Annotated in this window: 5 protein-coding genes; 1 reads left to right on the top strand and 4 read right to left on the bottom strand. The window is 44.8% G+C overall.

Features of this window, described 5'->3' with window-relative positions; genetic code table 11:
- Positions 1-10 precede the first annotated feature (10 nt).
- The 4 genes from M9189_RS11590 to gdhA all read right to left on the bottom strand — a co-directional run bounded on the left by M9189_RS11590 (position 11) and on the right by gdhA (position 4,312).
- Entirely contained in the window at positions 11-823 is an 813-nt protein-coding gene (locus M9189_RS11590) for a MotA/TolQ/ExbB proton channel family protein (RefSeq protein ID WP_250723427.1), read from the bottom strand.
- Between the two features lie 332 nt (positions 824-1,155).
- Positions 1,156-2,181, bottom strand: a complete 1,026-nt coding sequence (locus M9189_RS11585) for an asparaginase (RefSeq protein WP_250723425.1) — start codon at positions 2,179-2,181, stop codon at positions 1,156-1,158.
- A 12-nt stretch (positions 2,182-2,193) separates the two neighbouring features.
- Entirely contained in the window at positions 2,194-2,964 is a 771-nt protein-coding gene (locus M9189_RS11580; RefSeq protein ID WP_250723424.1) for a TatD family hydrolase, read from the bottom strand.
- A 10-nt stretch (positions 2,965-2,974) separates the two neighbouring features.
- Positions 2,975-4,312 (bottom strand): NADP-specific glutamate dehydrogenase, encoded by a 1,338-nt coding sequence (gene gdhA / locus M9189_RS11575; RefSeq protein WP_250723423.1) that lies wholly within the window; start codon positions 4,310-4,312, stop codon positions 2,975-2,977.
- 450 nt (positions 4,313-4,762) lie between these two features.
- Here gdhA and M9189_RS11570 point away from each other — a divergent pair, with 450 nt between their 5' ends.
- Positions 4,763-24,421, top strand: a complete 19,659-nt coding sequence (locus M9189_RS11570) for a PKD domain-containing protein (RefSeq protein ID WP_250723421.1) — start codon at positions 4,763-4,765, stop codon at positions 24,419-24,421.
- The last annotated feature ends 15 nt before the right edge of the window (positions 24,422-24,436 follow it).

Here is a 24,436-nt window from a genome sequence, read left to right as displayed (position 1 = left end):
ACAGTCCTGATTAGTGTTTTACATTGTATTTTACAAGAATATCAAGCAGGGAGATAGAAGAATCTTCCATATCACCTACGATACCTTCAACTTTGTTGATAAGGTAGTTGAAGAATACTTGTAGAATCATCGCTACGATAAGACCGAATACGGTTGTAATCAAAGCGATCTTAATACCACCAGCAACTGCAGTAGGCGAAATATCACCCATGATTTGGATTTGGTCAAATGCTTGGATCATACCGATAACTGTACCAAGGAATCCCATTGAAGGAGCAAGAGCGATGAAAAGAGAAATCCAGGTAAATCCTTTTTCTAGAAGGCTCATCTGAACAGAACCGTAAGAAATAATTGATTTTTCTACTATTTCCATACCTTCATCCCAACGAAGTAATCCTTGGTAGAAAATTGAAGCAATTGGACCACGTGTATTGCGGCATACTTCCTTTGCTGCTTCAATACCACCTTCGTTAAGTGCAGCCTCAACTCTTTGAAGAAGCTTCTTTGAGTTAATGTCAGAAAGGTTGAGATAGATAATTCTTTCAATACAGATAGCCAAACCTAATATAAGAAATATTAGAATAGGCATCATCCACGGTACACCACCCTCTACGAATTTGATCTTCAACTGCTTGTGCAATCCGCCTTGTTCTTCAGCAACATCCGATGTGCTTACTGCAACCGGAGCTGCTTCAACAGCTTCCTCTACAGCAGCTTCGGTAGTGGTTACCTCTTCTGATACAGATTCTTCTTGAGAATAAAGTGTCGATGCGCCAAATGTTAGCATCCCGAAAACTGCTAAAAATGCAAAAAGCTTTTTCATAATCTGTTCTTAATTTGATTTGATAGGTTTGTTATTAACTCAATATTATACTAAATTAAAGCACTTAAAACAAAAATTAATAATGAAGACAAAAGTATATGTATCATTTGCGAAAAACAAATATTTTACTTCACAAATAAGCTGAATGTTCTGAAAATTCTCTGATTTCGGGAATCTGAACAATGTGTTAAATAATGTTGCCTAGATGTGCTTTACATATTGTACATATTCCTTCAAACATTAATTATCAGGGCTTTCAGGCTATGTTACAAATACTATTGGGTGCTAAATCTAATGCGAAAAATACTAAAAAGGACTGAAAAATCCAGTAGCTAAACAGATATTTCACCCCTTAATGACCTGCTCATATTCTCACGTATATCCTCCGGGTTGTCGTAAGCTGCAAGTAGATACATCATCTTGGTTACGGCAGCTTCAGTAGTGCTGTCATGACCGCTTATTACACCAATGTTGGACAGGTGGATACCGGTCTCATATCTCCACATTTCTACACTACCTGCAAGACATTGAGTTACATTGACGAAGATCAGACCCTTCTTAATGCCACTTTTTAGTGCGTCTATAAACCATTTGTGTGTAGGTGCATTCCCAAGGCCATAGGTTTCCAGGATTACAGCCTTGATGCCTTCTGCATTAATAAGGGCGTTGAGTACCCAGGGACTCATTCCCGGGAAAATCTTTATAAGTGCTATAGAGGTGTCCATCTTCTTGCTTACAAAGAAGGGACTGGTTTCAGTGTTGTATCTGATAAATGGATAGTTGAACTTAATATGTATTCCAACTTCCGCCAGGGGCGGGAAGTTGTCCGAACGGAAAGGATGGAAATGCTCGGCATTGTACTTGGTTGTACGATTGCCTCTAAACAGTTTGTCCTGAAAGTAAATACAAACTTCAGGTACTATCGCCTGTCCGTTTTTCTGTGCCGATGCAATCTCAAGAGCAGTAAGGAGGTTTTCCTTTCCATCAGTTCTGATGGTGCCCATAGGCAATTGGCTTCCAGTTAATATCACCGGTTTGTTGAGATTGTGCAATAAAAAGCTCAGGGCGCTGGCTGTATAGGCCATAGTATCGGTTCCGTGTAGAATTACGAAACCCTCATATTTATGGTAGTTTTCTTCTATTATTGTCGCAAGTTTGATCCATATCTCTGGAGTCATCATCGACGAATCCACAATGGGAGAAAAGCTGATACTGTCAACATGAAAAGGGAAACGTTTCAACTCGGGTACTCTGTGATAGATGTCCTCAAAATTGAAAGGTACCAGTGAGTCGGTCTCCGGGTCTTTTACCATACCAATTGTTCCACCTGTATATATTATCAGCAACCTCTGTTCCATTTGCCTTTTTGCTTATGGTGTTAATCTAAATAATTGAGCAGCATTTTTGTCTGTCACCTCCTCGATTGTTTGGGATGATACTCCAAATATATCTGCCAGTTTATCTCTTACATGGGGTAGGTAGGCGGGCTCATTTCTTTTCCCTCTGTATGGAACGGGGGGAAGGTAAGGGGCGTCAGTTTCGAGTACCATTCTGTCGTAACCGGTTTCAGCTAGTACCGCAGGCAGAGTGTTATTCTTGTATGTTACTGTTCCGTTAATTCCCAGATAGAAATCAGGTAGCTGCAATACCTTTCTTGCGTCTTCGATGCTGCCCGAAAAACTGTGAAACACTCCCTTGAGTCGGCTGTCATAATGCCTTTCTATAACCTGGAATATTTCAGGAAAGGCTGACCTGGTATGTAGGGAAACAGGCAGCTGCATCTCGGCTGCCCAACGCAACTGAACCCTTAGGGCATCTTCCTGCTCTTTTTTGAAGGTGCTGTCCCAGTACAGGTCCATGCCTATTTCTCCAATACCGATATAATTTCTTTTTTCAAACCATTGTTCTGCAATCTCGAGTTCCTTTATATAATCTTCTTTTACCGAAGTGGGGTGTAGGCCCATCATGGGTAAACAGTATAAGGGATGGGTATCAGAAACTGCCAACATTGCTTCTACAGAACTGCTGTCTATATTTGGTAGCAGGATTTTCGAGAGCCCGTTTGCACGGGCTCTCGTTATTACCTGCTCTCTGTCTTCATCAAATTGTTCCAGATAAATATGAGAATGCGTATCTATCATTTTGCGGTTATTACACTATACCCTGAGCAAGCATGGCTTCAGCAACCTTTACAAAACCACTGATGTTAGCACCTTTCTGGTAGTTTATTTCTCCGTCCGGTTCTTCACCAAATTTTACACAGGTCTCATGGATATTTGTCATTATCTGCTTTAATTTGGCATCAACCTCTTCCTTTGTCCACCCTATGCGCATGCTGTTCTGGGTCATTTCAAGGCCTGATACAGATACTCCTCCTGCATTAACAGCCTTACCCGGGGCAAAGATTATATGTTTTAATGCATAGATTGTTGCATCTGTAGTAAGACCCATGTTAGATGCTTCGGCTATCAGCTTACATCCGTTTGCTACCAACATTTTGGCGTCTTCCAGATCAAGTTCGTTTTGTATTGCACAAGGAATTGCAATATCCACCTTTTGCTCCCATGGCTTTTTGCCGGGGAAGTACTGAACCCCGAATTTCTCAGCGAAAGGCTTCACTGTATCCATATTTGAAGCTCTGAGCTGTAGCATAAAGTCAACTTTTTCACCGGAGATTCCGTCAGGATCATATACATAACCATCGGGACCGGAAATTGTTACGACTTTAGCACCAAGTTCTGAGGCTTTCTTTGCTGTTCCCCATGCAACATTGCCGAAGCCTGATATAGCTACAGTTTTGCCGCTAATACTATCGTTGTGGCGGGCTAATATCTCATTTATGAAGTAGATAACCCCATAGCCTGTGGCTTCGGGGCGTATAAGACTTCCTCCGTACTCTCTTCCTTTACCTGTTAATACTCCGGTAAACTCGTTTGTAAGTTTCTTGTACATTCCAAACATATATCCTACTTCACGCTGACCCACCCCAATATCTCCTGCAGGGATGTCTGTGTCAGGGCCGATATGACGGAACATTTCAGCCATATAGGATTGGCAGAAGCGCATTATTTCCATATCTGACTTGCCGCGAGGGTTGAAGTCTGCACCTCCCTTTCCACCTCCCATAGGTAGTGATGTAAGGCTGTTCTTGAAGGTTTGTTCGAAACCGAGAAATTTAAGGGTGCTAAGATTTACGTTGGAGTGGAATCTGATCCCCCCCTTGTAAGGCCCAATAGCGGAGTTGAATTGTACCCGATATCCGCGGTTGACATGTACTTTGCCGGAGTCATCGACCCAGGGTACCCTGAAGATTAAACTTCTTTCAGGCTCAGTCATCCGTTCCAGGATAGCAGCCTTCTGATACTGGGGATTTTGTATATAAAAATCCCAGATAGATTCCACAAATTCCTGGACTGCCTGATGAAACTCATCCTCTCCGGGCGTTCTCAGGCGTACATTTTCCAGGAAATCCTGCATTTTCTTGTCCATGATCCAAAATATGTTTTAAAACGACCAAAGATAACAAATATTTGTTTGTAATGGTTGCAAATTGTAAGCTTAAACGAGCAAAACAAAGGAAAGGTTAACGTTCTATTAATAAATATTTTAAGAAAGCATTCCCGGGATGTATCTTCCTGATATGTAAGTGTTAACTGCATGTGTGCTTACAAATTATAAGTTGGATAGCCGATAAAGAAAAAGGTGTTAGAGTAGGGGTTTTGATGAAAGGATTTATTTGAGTGACGAAGTTTTGTAAATTATTTGATTGAATTTTTTGCTCGTATTTAGTTGTTTACTATCTGATTTCTACCTTGACCTGATATTTTTGCATATCTTAACCCTGATTTTCCCGAACATTTGTGTACATTTTGCGTATAAATTATGCTGGTGTTATTATAATATTCTTTTATTACTATTTGAAACTACATACGACGATATATGAGATCAAGATCTTTACTGCTGGTTATTCTTGTACTCATCTCAAGCTTTGCATTGACCATTCCGGTTCAGGCAAAAGATTATACTATAAATTATAACGGGGCCTGTGTAGGTGGAATTCTTTACTCCTCCCAATTGCTTGATCTTAATCCGAGTGTCCCTAATGGACTTCGCGATAAGGGCAGATGGGTTAATACCGGGGGACTGGAATTTTCCAATACTTCCCATACTGCAACTATAAGCGGAATAACGGGTTCCGGTCCATATCAGGTAGTTTTCAGAACACATAATGGAGATAACTATACTTACTATATTAGTGCGCCTGTTACTGCCAATACTTATACTCTTTTGCACGATGGTGTAACTGATGCAGTTTTGTTGGGTGGGGGTGCAAATTATCCTGTTGAGCTCAATGTTGATGACCCAACCGGAGCTACCAGTTATGCCTATTATTATCGTAATGTTGAAACCGGAAGTACGCATGCCATCGCATCGGCAAGCCCCAATTGGAGCTTCTATCCAGCTGATGACCAACCCATATATTCAGCTTACTCCGTAGTAACGCATAATGTTGGTGGGCGAACCTGTCGCTCCATGACCAATGCCATCGAGATTTCTAAAAATCTTACCCTGCAGGTGGTCGGAGGCGGGTCGGTCTGTCAAACTACCGGAACCTTTACCTTGGAGGTTTTGCCTTACGACCCCAATTACTATTACGAATGGTCTTTGCCAGGAGTAGGTACTTCAGGGGGGCAATTTTACGGTGTCGATTTAAGCGTTCCAAGTCAACACGGAGATTATGTTGTAAGTGCCTATACCAGTTTTGGAGGGACTCTTGTCGCTACTTCTGATTCCGTAAGGGTCGGTGCCTATGCTCTCAATGCTGCTATAGATCCCGCAGGCATACAGCCTCTTTGTGAGGGGGCAACCCTTGATCTAACCGGGAGCGCCAATCACCCCGATCCCTCTGTGAACCTCGACTATCGTTGGGTACGTAATGGTGTTAATGAAACACTTAACTCCAACGGTTATAATGTCAGAGATACCCGGGTGGTATCGGAGGGTGGTGAGTTTGTTTTTCGGGTGCAGGAGACTTCCAACCCCTTGTGCTACGCCACCTCGCCCCCTACCAATGTGCAATTGACTATTGCTGCCGATCCAATGCTGGTTACTGGTTCTTCTGCCTGTGAAGGGAGCTCCATAAGCAACATTCGCCTGGGCGATTCTCAGGTAGGCGTCACTTACCGCTTAATGTACAACGATGGCTCCGGAGCCGTGATGGTTCAGGAGTGGATGAGTACCTCTGATGGGGAGAGCCACCTCTTTGAACCAGTTTCAGACGTCGGCTCCTACACCGTTGAAGCCACAGGTTGCTCTGGCGTGGTACAAATGAACGGCGGCCCCTTTGTCATCAGTGTTTTGCCCGACAAGGATTTGCCAGTGGTTTTGAGCGGCTCGGGTTGCGAGGGGGATTCCCACACCATTACCGTTCAGGGCAGTGAAGCTGGTGTCGGTTATCAGCTTTTCAGGGGGGCTACACCAGCCTCCCTGGTCACTACCAGTACCGGCGGTGATTTGACTTTTTCGGGTGTCACAATTGCGGGAGATTATACGGTTTGGGCCACACGCAACACTACTTGTACGGTAATGCTTGATCAGGGCGTGCGCATTGGTGTTGTGCCGGCTGCTCAGACTTTTTCCCCTTCTACCGCCTGCGCCGGTACACCCTTTACCCTTACTTTGGCCAATAGTGAAGCGGGTGTGCAGTACACCATATATAATGCTGCCAATGCCTCCTTGTATACTCAAAACAGTCCTGGTGGTCCCCTTTCGTTTACGGTCAATCGGCCCGTTGGGACTTATACCATTGTCGCTCAAAATGCCGATGGCTGTACCCTTGACATAGGCAGCTTTACGCTGCAGGCGCCTCCCATCACGACTTACACCTTACAAACTGCCGCTACTCCTGCCTGTGCGGGAAACGAGCCACATACCATTAGTCTAAGTAATTCTCAGCCCGGTTTTACCTACCGTTTACTCAGGGGGGCCACCGTGGTGAGTTCTGTTGTAGCCCCTGCTGCAGGGGGAAGACTTGATTTGGCCTCTACCTCTCTTGCCGGAACCTACACGGTGGAGGTGAGCAATAGCGGCTGCATGCTGCCCATGCCTACCAGTCTGACCATTGTGGCCCAGCCCAGTGATATTCCGGTTGCGGCTGGAAATTATTGCGATGGTGACGATGTGGAAGTTAGTTTGAATACTTCACAGAATGGCGCCATTTATCGTTTGTACCGGGATGGGTTGTTGTACGCTTCCGAAGTAGAGGTTACGGGAACGGGGGGAGCCATAGTATTTGCGGACAAATTCCCTCCAGGGACCTACACCGTTGGCGCCAGTTTTGTTTCTGGTGCTTGTGAGTGGATGATGACCGGAGAAGTGGTGGTGAATGCTTTGCCCAATGTGGAGATCAATCCTTTCAGTGACCATTACTGTGCCGACGCCGGCACAGTAACCATTGGCGGTAGGCCCCAGGTCGGCACCAACGACTGGTGGGTAAGCGGCTTTGCCACCAATCCGACCTGGTTCACCGAAACTGGTTCCACAGCTACCATTGATGTGATTGATTTGTTGGATACGCAATTGGGTGCTTCCGATCGGGTAAGCCTTACTTTCAATTATCATTACAAGGATCCTGTTACCGGTTGTAAAGCAAGCGCCTTAGAGTCAATAACTTTTGTAGATGATCAAAGCGACAACCTGGATTTCCGTTTCCGCATGGCAGCTACCGAGCCCTGGTCCAATTTTGCAGGGGATTTGGTGACCTGCCAAACCGTTGACGATATTTTATTGCAGGCGTTGTTCCTCGACAGCTCTTCACCAACCGCCTCAGGCGTTTTTTCCACTGATGCACCTGCCGGTAGTATTACCAACAGTGGAACCGGTGACGAAGGTGCGGCTATTTTCCACCCCTCGGTTGCCGGTAACGGACTTTGGGCGGTGACTTATACTTACATTGATCCGGCCAGTGGCTGCGAAGCCGACATTACTTACAACATTCAGGTGGGCACTACTTTGTCGCTGCACGGACTCAGTGCGCAGTATTGTGCAGACAACAATGTGGATGAGGAGTGGTACGGACTGGTTACCGGTGGAGAATTGATCGTTGCAAAAGACGGTGGGCCCACCGAATCGGTTTGGCTTCTGGATCCTGCCGATCGTTATTTGTTTAATCCACAGGCAAAAGGGGCTGGCGACTATGAAGTAACCTATCGTTTTACCTCCGATCCCGGTGGAGCCAATGAGTGTGTGAATGAAATTACCCAAGAAATAACTGTCCGTCCCGAGTTGAACGCTGCCTTCGATACCGATGACAGCAGACGCATTTATTGTTTGACCAACGGTCCGGTTGATTTGTTGCCAGCACCAGTTGCGGGTTCTTCCTATACCGGTACCGGTGTGGGGATGGGTGTCTTCAATCCTGCCTTGGCAGGTGTCGGTATCCACAGAATCACACGAACGGTACAGGATGGTTTTTGTTCGGTGAGTGATACTATCGATGTAGAAGTGGTGGCACCTGATGTGGCGATAGTTCTTCCTAAATATGAGTTTTGTCATAATGAGACAGACCTGTTTCGTGTCGAAGCAGGTGATTTGCATGTTTCAGGATCGGTTTATAGCCGCGACAAGGCAGATAAGAGTGTACAATATACATTCAGCACCAATGCTGTAAATGCATTATTCCGGATTATCGGAGGTGTACGTGACTATAGATCAAGCTTTACCGTACAGGATGGCGATAGCCCTATCTACTTTGATCCTACCAGAGTTCCTGCCATTGGTGGTAGCGACCTTACTATAAATATATATCTGCAATATAATTCTCCAGTTGATGAAGGGGGATGTCAGGTTAATTCCGTCCTGCCTGTTAAGGTTAATTCTGTACAGGATGTAAACTTTGGAGCTGTTGATCCATTGGTCTTCTGCCAAAACAGTGATCCTGTTGTTATGGAAGGACGTTTCAGCGGCAGTGGTGCTGCCGTTGGTTCAGGCTATTTCACTGCCGACTTTCCTATGGATAATGAGGTGGATGGACTGGGTACAGGAAATAATGGTCGCGCTTTGTTCGATCCTTCTTTGGTAACGCCAACCAGTGCTTATCAGATCACATACCATTATACTAACCCCAATGGTTGTGTATCTACCCGTACCAAGAGCTTTGAGATACTTCCTGCTCCAATTAAGCAAAGAGTTACACCTGTAGATCCTAATGGTGGTCTATATTGTCAGGGTAGCACAGGTGTTGTGATTGGACTTGAGGGAAGTCAGGCAGGGGTAAGATACTATCTGCAAAAGGATGGAGTAGATGTTGATCCTGCCGTACAATTTATTGATGGGGCACTTCCTGGAAATATAGCCCGTACTTTCCCAAATCCAGTCACTACTCCCGGTGTTTATACAGTACGTGCAGAGATGATTGGAATAGGTTCTGGTTGTGATGCTATTATGGATGGCAGTGTAATAGTAGCAGAGAAGGTAGTTACAGGAGTGCTTGAAAACCTTACACACGAAAGCTGTTCAGGAAGTAATGACGGTAAGGTCAGCTTCTCAGCATATGGAGGCGTTGCCCCCTATGTATTTATTTTACAACAAGGTGGCACTACTATTACTAATTCTGCTTCAGGTACTTTTGAAGGTCTGCCGGCCGGCACTTATACTGTAAGAATTGAGGATGCGACAGGTTGCTTTTGGAATTCGTCACCTTTTACAATAAATGCTGGTTATACAATTGCAGTAACTACTGCTGATATAATCAATGTAGTGTGCTATGGAGAAAGTGATGGTTCATTTACAGTACTAGCTACAGGTCTGCCTTCGGGAAATTATGAGTTTCAGCTAAGCGGTAGCAGTGACTGGTTATCCAATGGTACTGGTCGCTATGTGTTTGAAAATCTACCTGCCGGCACCTACCAGGTTACAGTTAGGGATGCAGCTAATATTAGCTGTGCTGCAGTAACACCTCAGGTTGTAATTAATCAACCTGCTTCTGCTGTAACTTTTGCAGATGTTACCATTACAAATATTGACTGTTCTGTTGGGCCTGATGGCGCCATCTCTGTATGGGCTGCCGGAGGAAATGCAGCAGGAGGCTTTAATTATGTTTTATACAGAGAGGTCACTCCTGGCTTCTGGGTAAATATTGCAGCAAGTCCAGCCCCTGTTGCTTCAGGTACTGCGCATGTTTTTAATAATCTCTATGCAGGAAACTATCGTATTGTTGCTTCTGATATTCAGGGATGTTCATTTAGCGGTGAATACACAGTAGAGGGTCCTACCAGTCTTCCTGTTATCAACCTAAGTGGAGATGAGATTGTCCATGTTTCTCAACCCGGATACTCTGATGGTGCAATTGAGATTGCAATAACAGGTGGAAGTGAACCATATAGTATTGTATGGGAAAGGATTGACGGGTTTGGTGGCGCTGTATCAGGAACCCTAACAGGTGGACTGTACCGTCAGGAAGGTTTGGAAGCAGGATATTACAGGGTAACAGTTACCGATGCAAATGGATGTACAGATGTCCTTGAAGCACAGGTGCTGGATAATGCATATGCAGTCTTTGAGCTTCAATACACTACTGTAAATCCGGGTCCATGTTTTGGAAGTGCCAACGGTAGAGTCAATCTCAGAGCCGTAGGTGGAATTGCTCCTTATCAAAGTCTGACCCTGACCAACGGTCTGGGTCAGGTGCTGACCCCGGCAAGTTCTGGTAACAGTTTTGCAAATTTCGGAAATCTACCTGCTGGAACTTATATTGCTACAGTAACAGATTCGCGTGGAGTTACGATCTCTGAGAATGTTACACTAAATCAGCCTGATGAACTGGTTATCAGTTACAGTATTGCAGATGCACTATGCTTTGGTGATGCCGGTAATCTGGAATTTGGTGTTGAAGGAGGTACCCCGTTCAGTGCCGGTACACCATATTATACATATCAGGTATTACGCAATGGTGTAATACTGGCAAGTGGCCAGATAGAAGTTGGACAAACAATTGAGGCTGCAGAGGACTTTAGTGCAGCCCAACAGATTCGTGCCGGTGAGTATTCTCTTTGGATACAGGATGCAGCAGGTTGTGTCAAGGCTGTAACTTTCACTGTTACCCAACCAGATCAGCTTGCAATAGTTACTGAAGATGTTCAGCATGTCAAATGTTACGGAGCCGCTGAAGGAGCTATTAGTGTATCTGTCTCAGGTCGTCCGGGTGGAACTGCCTTTGCATTTGAATGGCAAAGGTATGATATCGGTACATTAACATGGGTAGGCATTGCCGGCAATTCTGCAACCCAAAACTCCCTGACTGCAGGCGTCTATAGAGTCCGAGCCATTGAAGGGGGATCAGGATGTGAGTCAGGTTATTCCGCACCAATAACTATTGTACAACCTGCTGCAGCACTGGATGTGACTGCTATAGGTTATCATATTACAAGCTGCTATGGAGATAATTCGGGTAAGGTACGTCTTTCTGTACTTGGCGGAACTGCTCCTTATACTATTGAATATGGCAGTGAGCTGGTAAGCTGGGATGGTTTAAGCTATTACGAACTTACCGGACTGACTGCAGGAAACTACGATTTTGTTATCACTGATGCCAATGGCTGTAGTGAAGTTGTTCAGGCTGTTGTTGAACAACCTGCTCCGTTTATAGCAACTGTGACTGGTTCAGGTATAGATTGTGATATTCCAAATAGTGGATGGATAGACTTAAGTGTAAATGGTGGAGCTGATATCAACGGTGCCACAATAGGCGGTTTTGCATATAGGGTACAGCTGATTAATAAGTACAACAACCAGTTGTATCATAGCCAGATATATCCTGATCCGGCTGCTGGAATAATCCAACTTGCAAACCTTCCTGCCGGCAACTATACACTTAGAGTAAGGGATGCAAACTCAACTACTTCTGACCTTTGCGAATACAACTTTGATATCAGCCTGCACAATGTTGCTATCAATGCACATATTCAAAACCCAATATGTGGTGGTATTGACAATGGAAGTATCAGTATTGATGTAGTAGGTGGATCGGGCAATTTTGCATACATCTGGACATCTGGCGGTACAACTCTTGCTGAGACCGGTCCTGTATTGACTAACCTTGCGCCCGGGACCTATCAGGTTGAAGTTGAGGATTTAGATAACGGCTGTACTATTACAAAGAGTTTTACTTTGTCATATACAACTACTTTATCAATCAATGTTGATTCAAAAGATGTTACTTGCCATGGCGGCAATGATGGCAGAGCTGAGGTATTCGTAAGTGGTGGCACTGCTCCTTACTTTTATCTATGGGAACAAGAGACTGCCCCAGGTTTATGGTCCCCGGTTGTAAATACTTCGGTGTTAAGTGGTCGTAGCGCCGGCACTTACAGGGTTAGGGTAACAGACAGCAATAATTGTCAGATCTACAGTCTCAATGTAGTGATCAGTGAACCGTCTGATTACAGTGTGACATCTATAACTTATGATCGCCAGACAGTTTCATGTAAGGGCAGAGCTGACGGAAGCTTTAACGTGGAGATGGATCGTGCCGGTATCTTTGAGTACAGCATTGATGGTGTAAACTGGCAGCCTTCTGCAACTTTTGCCAATCTTGCACCCGGCACCTACCGTATCTCGGTAAGGGATATGGAACGTCTGGCTCCTTACTGTGCTAAGTATGAAGTTGTAACTGCAACAATCTTTGATACAACACCGGTTGAGGTCGATCTCATTTCACAAACAGATATAAACTGTTTCGGTGGTAATACCGGAGTGCTTACAATCAATGCAAGCGGAGGGACAGGTCCATATACCTATCAATGGTACCAGAGAACTACAACTGCAAATGTGCCGCTTGCAGGACAAACTAATACAACTACATCTGCTCTTGTTGCAGGAACATACTTTGTTGAGGTCAGGGATGCTAATGGTTGTACTAAACTGTCAGACGACTTTACCTTGGTTCAACCAGCATCTGCAGTGAGTATAGCAGTTGTCAACATCCTTAATGCTTCCGCTCCGGGTGCCGCTGATGGAAGCATTACAATATCTATTGACGGAGGTACCCCGGGTTATACTATTGCATGGTATGAAGGTACTATTGCAGGTATTGGTTCCGTAATAGGAACAGGTTTGACTCGTAGTGGTTTGGCTGAAGGAAACTATACCGTTTTAGTAACAGATAATGCAGGATGTACATCTGATATGACTATTACAATATCAGAGCCCGGCACAGCACTATCTCTGCACGCTGATATTGCTAATGCCGGCCCTTGCTTTGGTGCTACAAATGGGGCCATTGAACTAGAGGCAAACGGAGGTACGGCTCCTTATACCTTTACCCTGATAAGGAATCCGGGTACTGAGATCAGCGCCGCCAATATTTCTGGTAATTATGCCCAATATGAGGGGCTGGGAGCTGGTTTCTATACTGCAAGGGTAAGCGATGCCAATGGAGTTGTAGTTGAATTGACTGACCTCGAGGTCAGTCAGCCTGAGATGCTTGAGATCTTCTTCTCAGACATTACCGATGTAAGCTGTTTTGGTGCAGGCGATGGTATACTTCGCTTTAGCGTAAGTGGTGGAACGCCTTTTGCCGGAGGCCTGTATTCATACGTCCTTTCACGTAGTGGAGCTGGTGATGTTACAGGGGCTGGAAATGTTGCTGTTGAGATAAATGATCTTGATCCGGATTCATATATACTGAGGACCTATGATGCGAACGGTTGTATGGCTGAGTTTGCCTTCACAATTGAGGAGCCTTCTGATATTGCAATTGACGGTGATATACAGGATGTTTCCTGCTTCGGAGCAAATGATGGAAGTATTGCTCTCAATGTAAGCGGAGGTACTTCAGGTGCATACTCGTACGAGTGGCAGCTATTTGATAACTCTATATCTGACTGGGTAACAATTACAGGAGCCGGTGGCAGTATAATTCAAAATCTTGAAGCAGGAAGGTATAAAGTTATTGTTACTGATCTTGGTTCGGCATGTCAGAAGACCTCCGAATTTATGGTTGGCGAACCGTCAGAACTGATTGTATCATTCAGTACAGGGGATGTTCTTACCTGCAGGGGAGATAATTCCGGAAGTATCGAACTAAGGGTTGAAGGGGGAACAGGTCCCTATGTAGTGAATTATGGAACCGGTTTAGTTTCAGGCTTTGGACCCGTATTTACTCTAAATAGTCTTGCTGCTGATACCTATTCTATTATTGTTAGCGATAGCAAGGGGTGTCAGAAGACTGTCAGTGCAACTATAGATGAACCGGCTGAGGCACTTTCAGTAAGCGAGCCGATTGTAAGCATTTCCTGTGTTGCAGGAGTAGAATCATTTTCAGTAGGCTTTGAAATAAATGGTGGTGTTGCCATGGATAATGGCAGCGGACCGGAGTATTTATATAATATAGAAGTAATAAACCTGCTGACCTCAGGTCGCAGGTACAAGACTGTTGGTACAGCAGTTCAGCCTGTTACAGTAAATCTTGATGATCTGAACCTGCCAGCAGGACTGTACAGACTTATTGTGACAGATCTGAATGCAGTTCCATCTGCAGCATGTGCTGCTGTAGAAACTACCTTTGGCTATTCTCATCTAAGCGTCACCTATTCTATTGCTGATGAGAGTTGTCCAGGTGCATACAATGGAATTATAGACCTGACAGTCAGTGGTGGATCGGGCGACTACAGTTATTCCTGGCTAAAGGATGGATTGCCTATAAGTGAGACTACTCAGGATCTGAGCGGACTTGAAGCCGGTATTTATACGGTTACCATCACTGACAACGGTGAACCCGGACGTTGTCTGTTTACCCAGTCCTTCACTGTAGATCAGGCCAAGCAGTTGCTGGTAGAAGGTAGTGTAAGGAATGTAAGCTGCTTTGACGGAAATGATGGGGCAATTAGAATTCATGGGGTTGCAAATGCGACCTTACCGTTGACATTCTACTGGAACGGATCATCAGTCCCAGGTTCTAATGAACTTACCGGACTGAGTGCTGGTAGCTACTCCGTTGAGGTTGTGGATGGTGACGGATGTGCCGTTCAAGCTGTATTTATGGTTACACAACCAAGTGCGCCATTGGAAGCAGAATTAAGTGCAACTCTTGATTGTGCAACGGACACACGCACTGTTACTGTTGTAGCCAGCGGTGGTACAGGACCATATACCTATCAGTGGATGGGACTAGGTGCATATACCCGTGTAGGAGATGGAGCTACAATTACAGGTATAACAGGCGGTGGAGTATGGCAGGTGGAAGTGACCGATGCGCGAGGTTGTAAGGTGGTCGAGACCATCGTTGTGCATGGCAAGGTCCGTTTGAGTGCCGAACTGACTCACATCAATTGCGAGGGGGGTAAGGGTGGCAATATCGTTCTGGATGTCAGCGGAGGCAGCGGATCTTATGCTTACAGCTGGACCAGGGATGGGGCTGCCCATCCTGTAGCGACGACTAAAGATTTGAACAATTTGGTGGCCGGTAAGTACCAGGTTGTGGTAACAGATGAATTGCAAAGTTGCGGTGGGGGCATTCCCTATATTGTTACATCTGGAGAGTTGGTAATTTACCAGCCTGAACCTTTTGTAATTGAAGGTAATGTTACTCACAATGAATGTTTTGGAAGCAAGGAAGGACGTATCAATCTTCATACTGTTACAGGAGGCACTGCTCCCTATGAATATGTATGGAGCACCGGTAATGGTTCAGGTCTTGTACAAGGTGCAAAGAATCAAAGCGGTCTTGGAGCCGGCACTTATTATATAAGGGTAATAGACAGCAAGGGATGCTCATCAGATCCTGTTGAGTTTGTTGTAAATCAGCTTGATGAACTGAGCTTTGACCTTGTAATTGCTGATACAAACTGTGATAACGAAAACAGTATTGAGATAGTAAATCCTACAGGTGGAAGTGGTACTTACAGCATTTTCTGGGATGGTCCGGGTGTTGATGCCGGTACGGATTTCAGAAAGGTAAACCTGCCAGGTGGTACCTATACCATAACAATGGTTGATATGGGTACTACTGCCCGTTGCTATATTACAAAAACTGTTTCCCTGACACAGCCACTTTCTGTTACCAATAATGTTCAGCCGGAGACTTGTATGGGTATGGCTAATGGAACTATTACACTTGATGTAAAGGGAGGGCAGGCGCCATACAGCTTTAGCTGGGATGCAGCTCCCGGTGTAAGTGTCAATAGCCGCAATCAGGCTGCATTAGGTGCAGGTACTTACAGGGTAGTAGTTACAGATAACAGAGGATGTACTTTTGAACAGATTATCACCGTGCCGCTCTTGTATTCACTTGAGTTGCAGGCTGCAATTGACCATGCAGAATGCTTCGGAGATAGCAATGGAGCCATCTATCTGTCTGTTTTGAATGGATCTGGATCATATACTTATCATTGGACAAAGGGAGGTTTTAATGCAACCACCAAGGATATTACAAATGTCGAAGCAGGTACTTACAGGGTTACTGTAAGTGACAACGTACTTGGTTGTACCATTACTGGAGAATATACTGTTGATGAGCCTTCAGATCCAATCGCAGTAAGCATTGACGATATCGCACACAACGATTGCTTTGGAGATCGTAGCGGGGCTATCTCGGTTACAGTCACAGGAGGTACTGCTCCTTACACCTTCCATTGGGGAGGACCCGGTATTCTTGCCAATCCTTCAACAGAGGATCAAACAGGATTGAGAGGAGGAGAATATTACCTGACAGTTGTTGATGCAAGAGGTTGTGAGCTTAGTAATTATGGTCCGATAACAGTTCTTGAACCCAATGAGCCTGTTAAGCTCGAGTTGCTGAATGTGACTCCGGTTACTGCCAATGGCCTTTCAAATGGAGCAATTACTATTCAGGTATCCGGTGGTAGTGGAAATTATACTTCCATCACCTGGGTACATGACGGTACATTTGACATGTCTGGATTCAGCGGACTCACTTATGCTTCAGGACTTCCGGGTGGAACTTATACGATAACAGCAATTGATGATAAAGGATGCAGTGCTACGCTTGAAGTAGTTGTATTTGAGCCCGGTTATCCTTTTGAAGTAGATATTGAGAAGCAGGCAAGCGGACCATGTAAGGGTGCCGGCAATGGCACAATCTGGGTACAGCTTAGGGGAGGAGTACAACCTTACAAGATTGTTGAATTGTCAGGTGGCAGTGGTGTACTTCAGTCAGTTACCGGTCAAAGCACTGTTGTTTTCGAGGCTCTTGCAGCAGGTGATTATACAGTCACTGCTGAGGATAACTTTGGAAATGTGATTACCCGAAATGTGACGATTTATGAGCATGCTTCAGCACTTAATCTGGTTACTTCTGTCACTACTCAGGTTGAATGCCGAGAGGCATCAACCGGGGCGATTACTGCACGTGTTACAGGTGGAATACCTAATTCAGCCGGTGAGTACAGACTAATACTATCAGGAGGTCCTGCTGGTACATCCAGAGATGTTGTAGTTAATGCGGGATTTGATTTTGTTTTCGACAACTTGCCTGCCGGAACTTACAGTCTTAGGGTAATAGATGATAGCAATCCTTTAAGGGTGGCATACAATGAAAGCGATCTTCAGGCAATGTTTGGTGACGAGAGCTTTAGCGTTGGTGATGACTGTTCAGTTCTTGTTTCAGGTCTTTTAGTACATCAACCAGAGGCTTCAGTTACCCTGAGTGTGGTCTCCGGTATGGAAGAGCTTTGCGAAGACGAAGCACCACACCTACAAGTATCTGTTAGCGGATGGAACTTTGCCGACGGAAATCTGCTGATAACTCTAAGTAATGGCGAAAGCTTCACTCTGAATAGTGCTACTCAAGAACTTATTCTGACGATATTGCCTGTTGATGAGGTAACAAACTATAGCATAGTTAGCGTTGCTGATGCTAATGATCCTATGTGTATTAAGGGTGTAGGTGTTGGTGTGGCAACTGTTACAACGTATAAACGCCCTGCTGCCTCAATATCTGGCCAGCTTTCTATCTGTGAGGGAGAAAGTGCGGCTCTCAGAATAGATCTTACTGGTGCCGCTCCATGGACTATCAGCTATAGTGACGGAGTGAATAGCTATTGGGTCAATAATATAACTGCTTCTCCATACTACCTTGATGTAAGTCCTTCAGTCAGCACAAACTACAGTCTGGTGTCCGTATCTGATTCCCGTTGCACTGGTAGTGTGAGCGGATCAGCAAGTGTTACAATCCCGATAACCAGTGTGGTCAGCATTGTAAATCCCGGAGCACGTAATCTGTGTCAAGGGCAATCTTCTGTTGTTGAGATCAGTTTTGCTCCTGACGATAATGGCCCATGGCAGTTGTATTACAGCGAGCAGCCTTTGGTAACCGGTGTACCTTCGGGAAGTCCGGTGACCAGAAATGTGACTGTAACTGATGCCATGTTTAATGCTTCAGGCAACTATGAGATACATGTCACACCTGATCAAAGCGTAAGGATAAAGATTGAAAATGTAATTTCTGGTGGATGTGAGGGTAAGGTTTCTGGTATGCCTGTTGACCTAATCGTGAGTTATCTTCCTCCACAGCCTGGGGTAATAGAGGGACCTGGTGTCGTATGTCAGGGAGGAATTGCAACATATTCGATTCCGGCTATTAGTGGAGTATCTCATTATGTATGGACTCTGCCTGATGGTAGTGTGGTAACTGGAGGCAGACAGCTTACTGTAAGTTATGGAGTAGATGCCCAGAGTGGACGTCTCTCAGTTTATGCAGTTAATTCATGCGGTGACGGTCCTGTTCAGTACCTTGACATTACTGTAGAGCCTCTACCCGATGCAAATGCAGGAATAATAATTGGTCCTGAGGATATCTGTCAGGGCAGTAAGGGTGTTGTGTTTACAGTAAGTGGTATTAGGTATGCTGATAGCTATATCTGGGAAGTTCCGGCTACATGGGTAGTAACAGGACAGGGAACTGACAGGATTACTGTTGATCTTCCAGATGATCTAGAATACTTCAATGGCTATATAAAGGTTATTGCACGCAATAATTGTGGAGATGCAGTTGTGGTGCCAGAGAAGGCTGTTTATGTACGACCTCTGCCTGTTGCAGATGCCGGTCCGGATCAACCGGGACTGTGCAGTGATGTCGTAACTTTAGGAGCAACTCCATTGACTACAGCTCAGGTGGCAGCAGGCTATTCTGCCCGATGGATGAGCCTTCCTGTTTCTGGATCGGCTGATGAGATAACTGATATAGGAAATCCAAATGTTACTGTTACCGGCCTTACAAAAGGTGATGTTACTTTCAGATGGATAGTAACAAGTCCATTTGGTTGCGAAAGCTATGACGATGTAACCGTACGCAACAATACCCTTAATGTAAGTGCATATTCTGCAAGTGGTACGGTTTGCGAGGGAGTTGTGATGCTGCATGGTACACCTACCTCTACAGGTATAACTGGTCAGTGGACCGTAGTATATCCAGCCGGATCTACTGCTCAGTTTGATAATGCCTCATTAGCTACTGTGCTGGTAACTAATATGCCAGTTGGTGAAAACCGATTTAGGTGGTCTTTGACACAAAACGGCTGTACTAGTTATGCGGAAGTTACCGTAATTAACAGTCAGCCTGCAGATGCAGAGATTAGTGGACCACAGGTAATTTCCAACTGTGGTGAAGATATTGAGGTAAGAGCTGTTGAACCTCTTCCTGGATGGGGCTTAGGTAGGTGGAGTGTGGTAAACGGTTATGCAGAAATTGACTCTCCAACAAGTGCTGTAACCATGGTACGTAATATTTCCATGGGCGAGGTTGTACTCGAATGGAGGGTAAACAACGGGTTGTGCAGCGATGCTGCATACCTGACAATCAGAAATAACAAACTTGTTGTGGATGCTGGTTCTGATCAGGAAATCTGCAGTCCGTCAACTGTACTTGATGCATCTGAATTGCCATCAATACCTGGAGTCACTGGTTCATGGAGCTTTGTTACTGGCAGCGGAGGCTTTGTCAATGCTGGTAATCCAAAGACTACTGTAAATAATCTGTCACGTGGTGAAATTGTACTAAGGTGGACTGTAAATAACAATGGATGCCTAAGCTTTGATGATGTAAGGATAGTGAATAATACTGCCACCACTGCCGTGGTTGGCAGCCAACAGTCAATCTGTGGCGATACTTACGCTTTGACAGGTAATGACCCTGCAGCCGGCGAAGTGGGTACATGGACTGTGGTAAAGGGTTCAGGTATATTCGATAATCTTAACGACCCAAGAACAACTGTAAGAGGTCTTGATTCAGGTGAGAATATCTTCCGTTGGACAATCAATAACAATAACAAGTGTAGCAGCTTTGCGGACCTAAGGATAATAAACCTGAAAGTACCTGTTGATGCCGGAAAAGATACTGTTGTTTGTGATAATATAGTGACACTCAGAGGTTCGCTTGTGCCAGCCGGGGCTAGTGGAATATGGAGAATCGTAGGCGGTGCCGGAGGTGCAGTTATAACAATAGAGGATCCGTCCAGACCTCACATTGCAAAGATTGGTCTTGGCGAGGGCAGTAATACAATTATCTGGGAGATAAACAATGCAGGTTGCTATTCAAGGGATACAGTAGTTGTTGTCAACAGCAGACCATATCCGGTCAATGGTGGTGATCCAATAAGGTATGTAACCCTGTCAGATATTTATATGAATGCTACACCTGTTGGACCAGGCATGACAGGTGAGTGGGTACTGATATCAGGGAATGGAAATATTGAAAATCCATATGATCCCAATACACGGGTAACTAATCTTGCAAGAGGTGAAAATCTGTTCCGTTGGATTGTTACCAACGGCAACTGTTCTGACTATGCAGAGGCTCTGATAGTCAACGGTGATGTTGTTGATGCAGATGCCGGTCGTCCGCAGACTGTATGTGTCAATTATGCCCAGCTTGAGGCTAATGATCCTCAGGGTGCAATAGGCACATGGACTGTTATTCAGGGTAGTGCAATATTTGATAATCCAAGTAACCCCAGGACCAGGGTTACCAACCTTTCACCTGGTGAAAATATCCTGAGATGGACTATCAGGTACGGAAGTAGCGAATATTCAAGTTCAAGCTACGATGATGTGATAATCACTAACAATCAGCCTGATGAAGCCTTCGCAGGTAATGATATAGCATTGTGTGCCGATCAGTATCAGTTGAGGGGTAATGCTCCGCGTACCACACCACATTTTATGGGTAGTCCAAAATGGACTATTATCTCGGGTGGTGGTGATCTTGATGATGAGACGGATCCTACAACCTATGTTAGAAATCTTGCTAAGGGCCAGACAACGTTGGTTTATTCAATAACAAAGGGGTCATGTGTTCGTACTGACACGTTAGTTATTACAAATGGCTTGCCTAGTGAACCATATGCAGGTGAGGACGATACCTCATGTGATGATTTCTACCTGCTTAATCCGTCTACACCAGTATATGGTACAGCTGCATGGCGTCCCGGATCAACCGGTGGGGCCCAGTTTGATGGCAATATGGTAAGGAATCTCGCTCAGGGACCTAACGAACTGATCTATGAGATTTCTACAGAATGGTGTACAATGAGAGATACCATTATAATTACCAACAATAAACCATCTCAATCATTTGCAGGACATAACAGGGAAGTTTGCTCGCCAACCTATACTCTTGCGGCTACAGCGCCACAATATGGAGTTGGAAGCTGGACTCTTGTTGCGGGTGCTGGTACTATTGATCCTGCCGATGTAAATAATCCAAATGCTGTTGTAACAGGCCTTGGAATGGGGTCTAACCGATTCAAGTGGACTGTCAATAACAATGGTTGTATTTCTACATCAGAGGTCGAGATACGTAATAACTTTATTGAAGCTAATGCAGGTGAAGATAACGTAGTCTGTTCTGATCAGACTCAGCTGAGGGGCAGCAATCCAAGCGGTGGTGTTGGTACCTGGGGTATAAAGGGTGGTTCGGGTTCAGCTCACTTTGCGAATCCAAATGATCCTCTTACAATAGTTACAAACCTTGACCGTGGGGATAATGTTCTGACCTGGACCATTACCAATGGTAACTGCAGTCATACCGACGAGGTTGTAATCACCAACAATATGCCGACTATAGCAAATGCAGGTGAAGACCAGATGTTGTGTGATCCTGAAACAGTGCTACAGGGTAATCTGGATGTTGTTGGACAAGGCAGGTGGACAATCAGAAGCGGGTCTGCTACTCTTCATTCAGATACATATGCTGATCCTTATGAGGATCCATCAGCAAGAGTTACCGGTCTGTCATTTGGTGATAATATTTTGCGCTGGACTATAGTAAACAATGGCTGTGAAAGCTATGATGACGTTGTGCTCCAGTACAACAGGATAGATGCAGATGCAGGATCAGACAAGAGTGTATGTGATGATGAGGTTGTACTTAATGCTAAGAATCCAACACCCGGAACCGGTACATGGTCAATCCCTGGTGGACAGGGTTCTGCCAATTTTGAGTCTCCTACATCACCCACAACAAGAGTAAGGAATTTGGGCAGAGGTGCAAATACATTAAGATGGACTGTGAGATACAATGGTTGTGTTACTTATGATGATGTAGTAGTAAACAATAACCTACCAAGCATACCTTATGCCGGTAATGATCAGGTAATATGTAGCGATACCTATATTATGGACGCTACTCCTCCATCACTTGGATCAAGTGGTAGGTGGACAGTAATCACTGGATCTGCTGTGTTTGAGGATGAGACCTTGCATAATACTCGTGTTACAGGACTAGCTAATGGTGACAACATCTTTGTATGGACAACTGAAAGGGTTGATGGATGTACTCTTCAGGATGAGGTTGTAATTCGCAATTCTTCGGTATCTGAACCTTATGCAGGTACGAGTTATGAGGAGCTCTGTTCTTCAACCTTCAATCTGAAGGCTGCAATTCCAGACTATGGCACAGGAAGCTGGAGTTTTGTTCTTGGTGGAGGTAATATCTCTGATCCTTATGATCCACGTGCTACTGTGACAACATTGGCACAGGGAACCAATATCCTAAGATGGACGATAAGTCAGGATCATTGTAGCAAGTATGCAGAAGTTACCCTTGTCAACAATGAGCCGACAAGGGCTAATGCAGGTCCGGATATTGAGGACTGCAAGGATTATCAGACCCTGGATGCTAATGTGCCGCTATATTATGACGAGGCTTACTGGGAAAGGATTAGCGGCTATGGTGATCTGGATAATGTAAATGATCCGAAGACAACAGTCAGGAACCTTGGATTTGGGCCAAATGAGTTTATGTGGACTATCAGAAAGGGTTCATGTATTACGACTGATAGAGTGGTGATATTCAACAAGATACCAGATAAGGCTTTTGCAGGTTCAGATCAGGAAATATGTGAAAACTATACAGTTCTGAATGCAAATGATCCTTTGACAGGAAGTGGTAAATGGTCTGTTATCAAAGGTTCCGGAACCTTTGATGATCCTAATCAGTACAACACTATTGTTAGGAGCGTTGGATTTGGTGAGAATATTTACCGTTGGGAAGTTACCTATGGTGAGTGTGGTACTTTTGATGAGGTGATAGTGGTAAGCAACAGAATAGAAGCTTATGCTGGTGAAGATCAGGTAGTGTACAGTCCTGAGGCAGTACTAAATGCCAACAATGCTGGTGATCTTGATGCGAAATGGATAGTAGTTGGAACCAGCACTGCAGTACTGGAGGATCCTTTATTCTTCAATACCAGGGTAACTAACCTGAATGAAGGAATTAATACTTTTCGTTGGGAGATAAGTGTCAATGGATGTGTTTCCTATGATCAGGTTAGTGTTGACTACAGACCAGTTCCGGATGCGGCCTTTATTACTGATGTCAATTCAGGATGTTATCCACTCAGGGTACAATTCACAAATTACTCTGTGGGTGGTTCAGTCTATCACTGGGACTTTGGTGATGGTAACTCTTCGGGAGACAGGAACCCGGTTCATGTGTTTGAGAAACCCGGTACTTACCAGGTAGTACTTACTTCACCAGGTCCGGACGGAAATGATGGATTGTTTACTAAGACCATAGTAGTATATGATCATCCGGTGGCTTATTTCACGGTTAATCCACAGGTTGTTTACATACCAGGTGATAAAGCGCGTTTCTATGATCTTTCAACTGACGCTGTTTCATGGATGTGGGACTTTGGGGACGGTGGTGTTTCTTCGGAACGTAATCCATCTTATGAATATCAGGAGGAAGGAGTATTTGATGTCACTCTGACTGTAACCAGCCTACAGGGATGTACTGATACCTTTACAATGGAAGATGCCATCACTGCCGAGCTGCAAGGCTTTGTAGTGTTCCCCAATGCATTCAAACCGCGTCCTGGAGGTTCTTCAGGAGCAGTAGATCCATCTGCCGAGTATGTTGTGGTCTTCAAGCCTGCATATTCTGATGTAGCAGAATTTAAGCTTGAGATCTTCAATCGCTGGGGTCAAAGAATCTTTGTGACAGACGATATCAACAACGGTTGGGACGGTATGTATGAAGGACAACTTGCACCGCAGGGTGTATATGTGTACCTGGCCACAGGTAAGTATGTCAATGGCAGGGAGTTCAGAAAAACAGGAAATGTATTATTGGTTCGATAGAAACTATTTGTGCTA

Origin of the sequence: Xiashengella succiniciproducens, from assembly GCF_023674465.1 — a bacterium.
Classification (GTDB): Bacteria; Bacteroidota; Bacteroidia; order Bacteroidales; family Marinilabiliaceae; genus Geofilum; species Geofilum succiniciproducens.
This window is presented reverse-complemented; position numbering and strand designations above follow the sequence as displayed.

Coding starts and splice junctions, on each gene's coding strand:
- gdhA (WP_250723423.1), bottom strand. CDS start 4,312: ATGGACAAGAAAATGCAGGATTTCCTGGAAAATGTACGCCTGAGAACG.
- M9189_RS11570 (WP_250723421.1), top strand. CDS start 4,763: ATGAGATCAAGATCTTTACTGCTGGTTATTCTTGTACTCATCTCAAGC.
- M9189_RS11585 (WP_250723425.1), bottom strand. CDS start 2,181: ATGGAACAGAGGTTGCTGATAATATATACAGGTGGAACAATTGGTATG.
- M9189_RS11590 (WP_250723427.1), bottom strand. CDS start 823: ATGAAAAAGCTTTTTGCATTTTTAGCAGTTTTCGGGATGCTAACATTT.
- M9189_RS11580 (WP_250723424.1), bottom strand. CDS start 2,964: ATGATAGATACGCATTCTCATATTTATCTGGAACAATTTGATGAAGAC.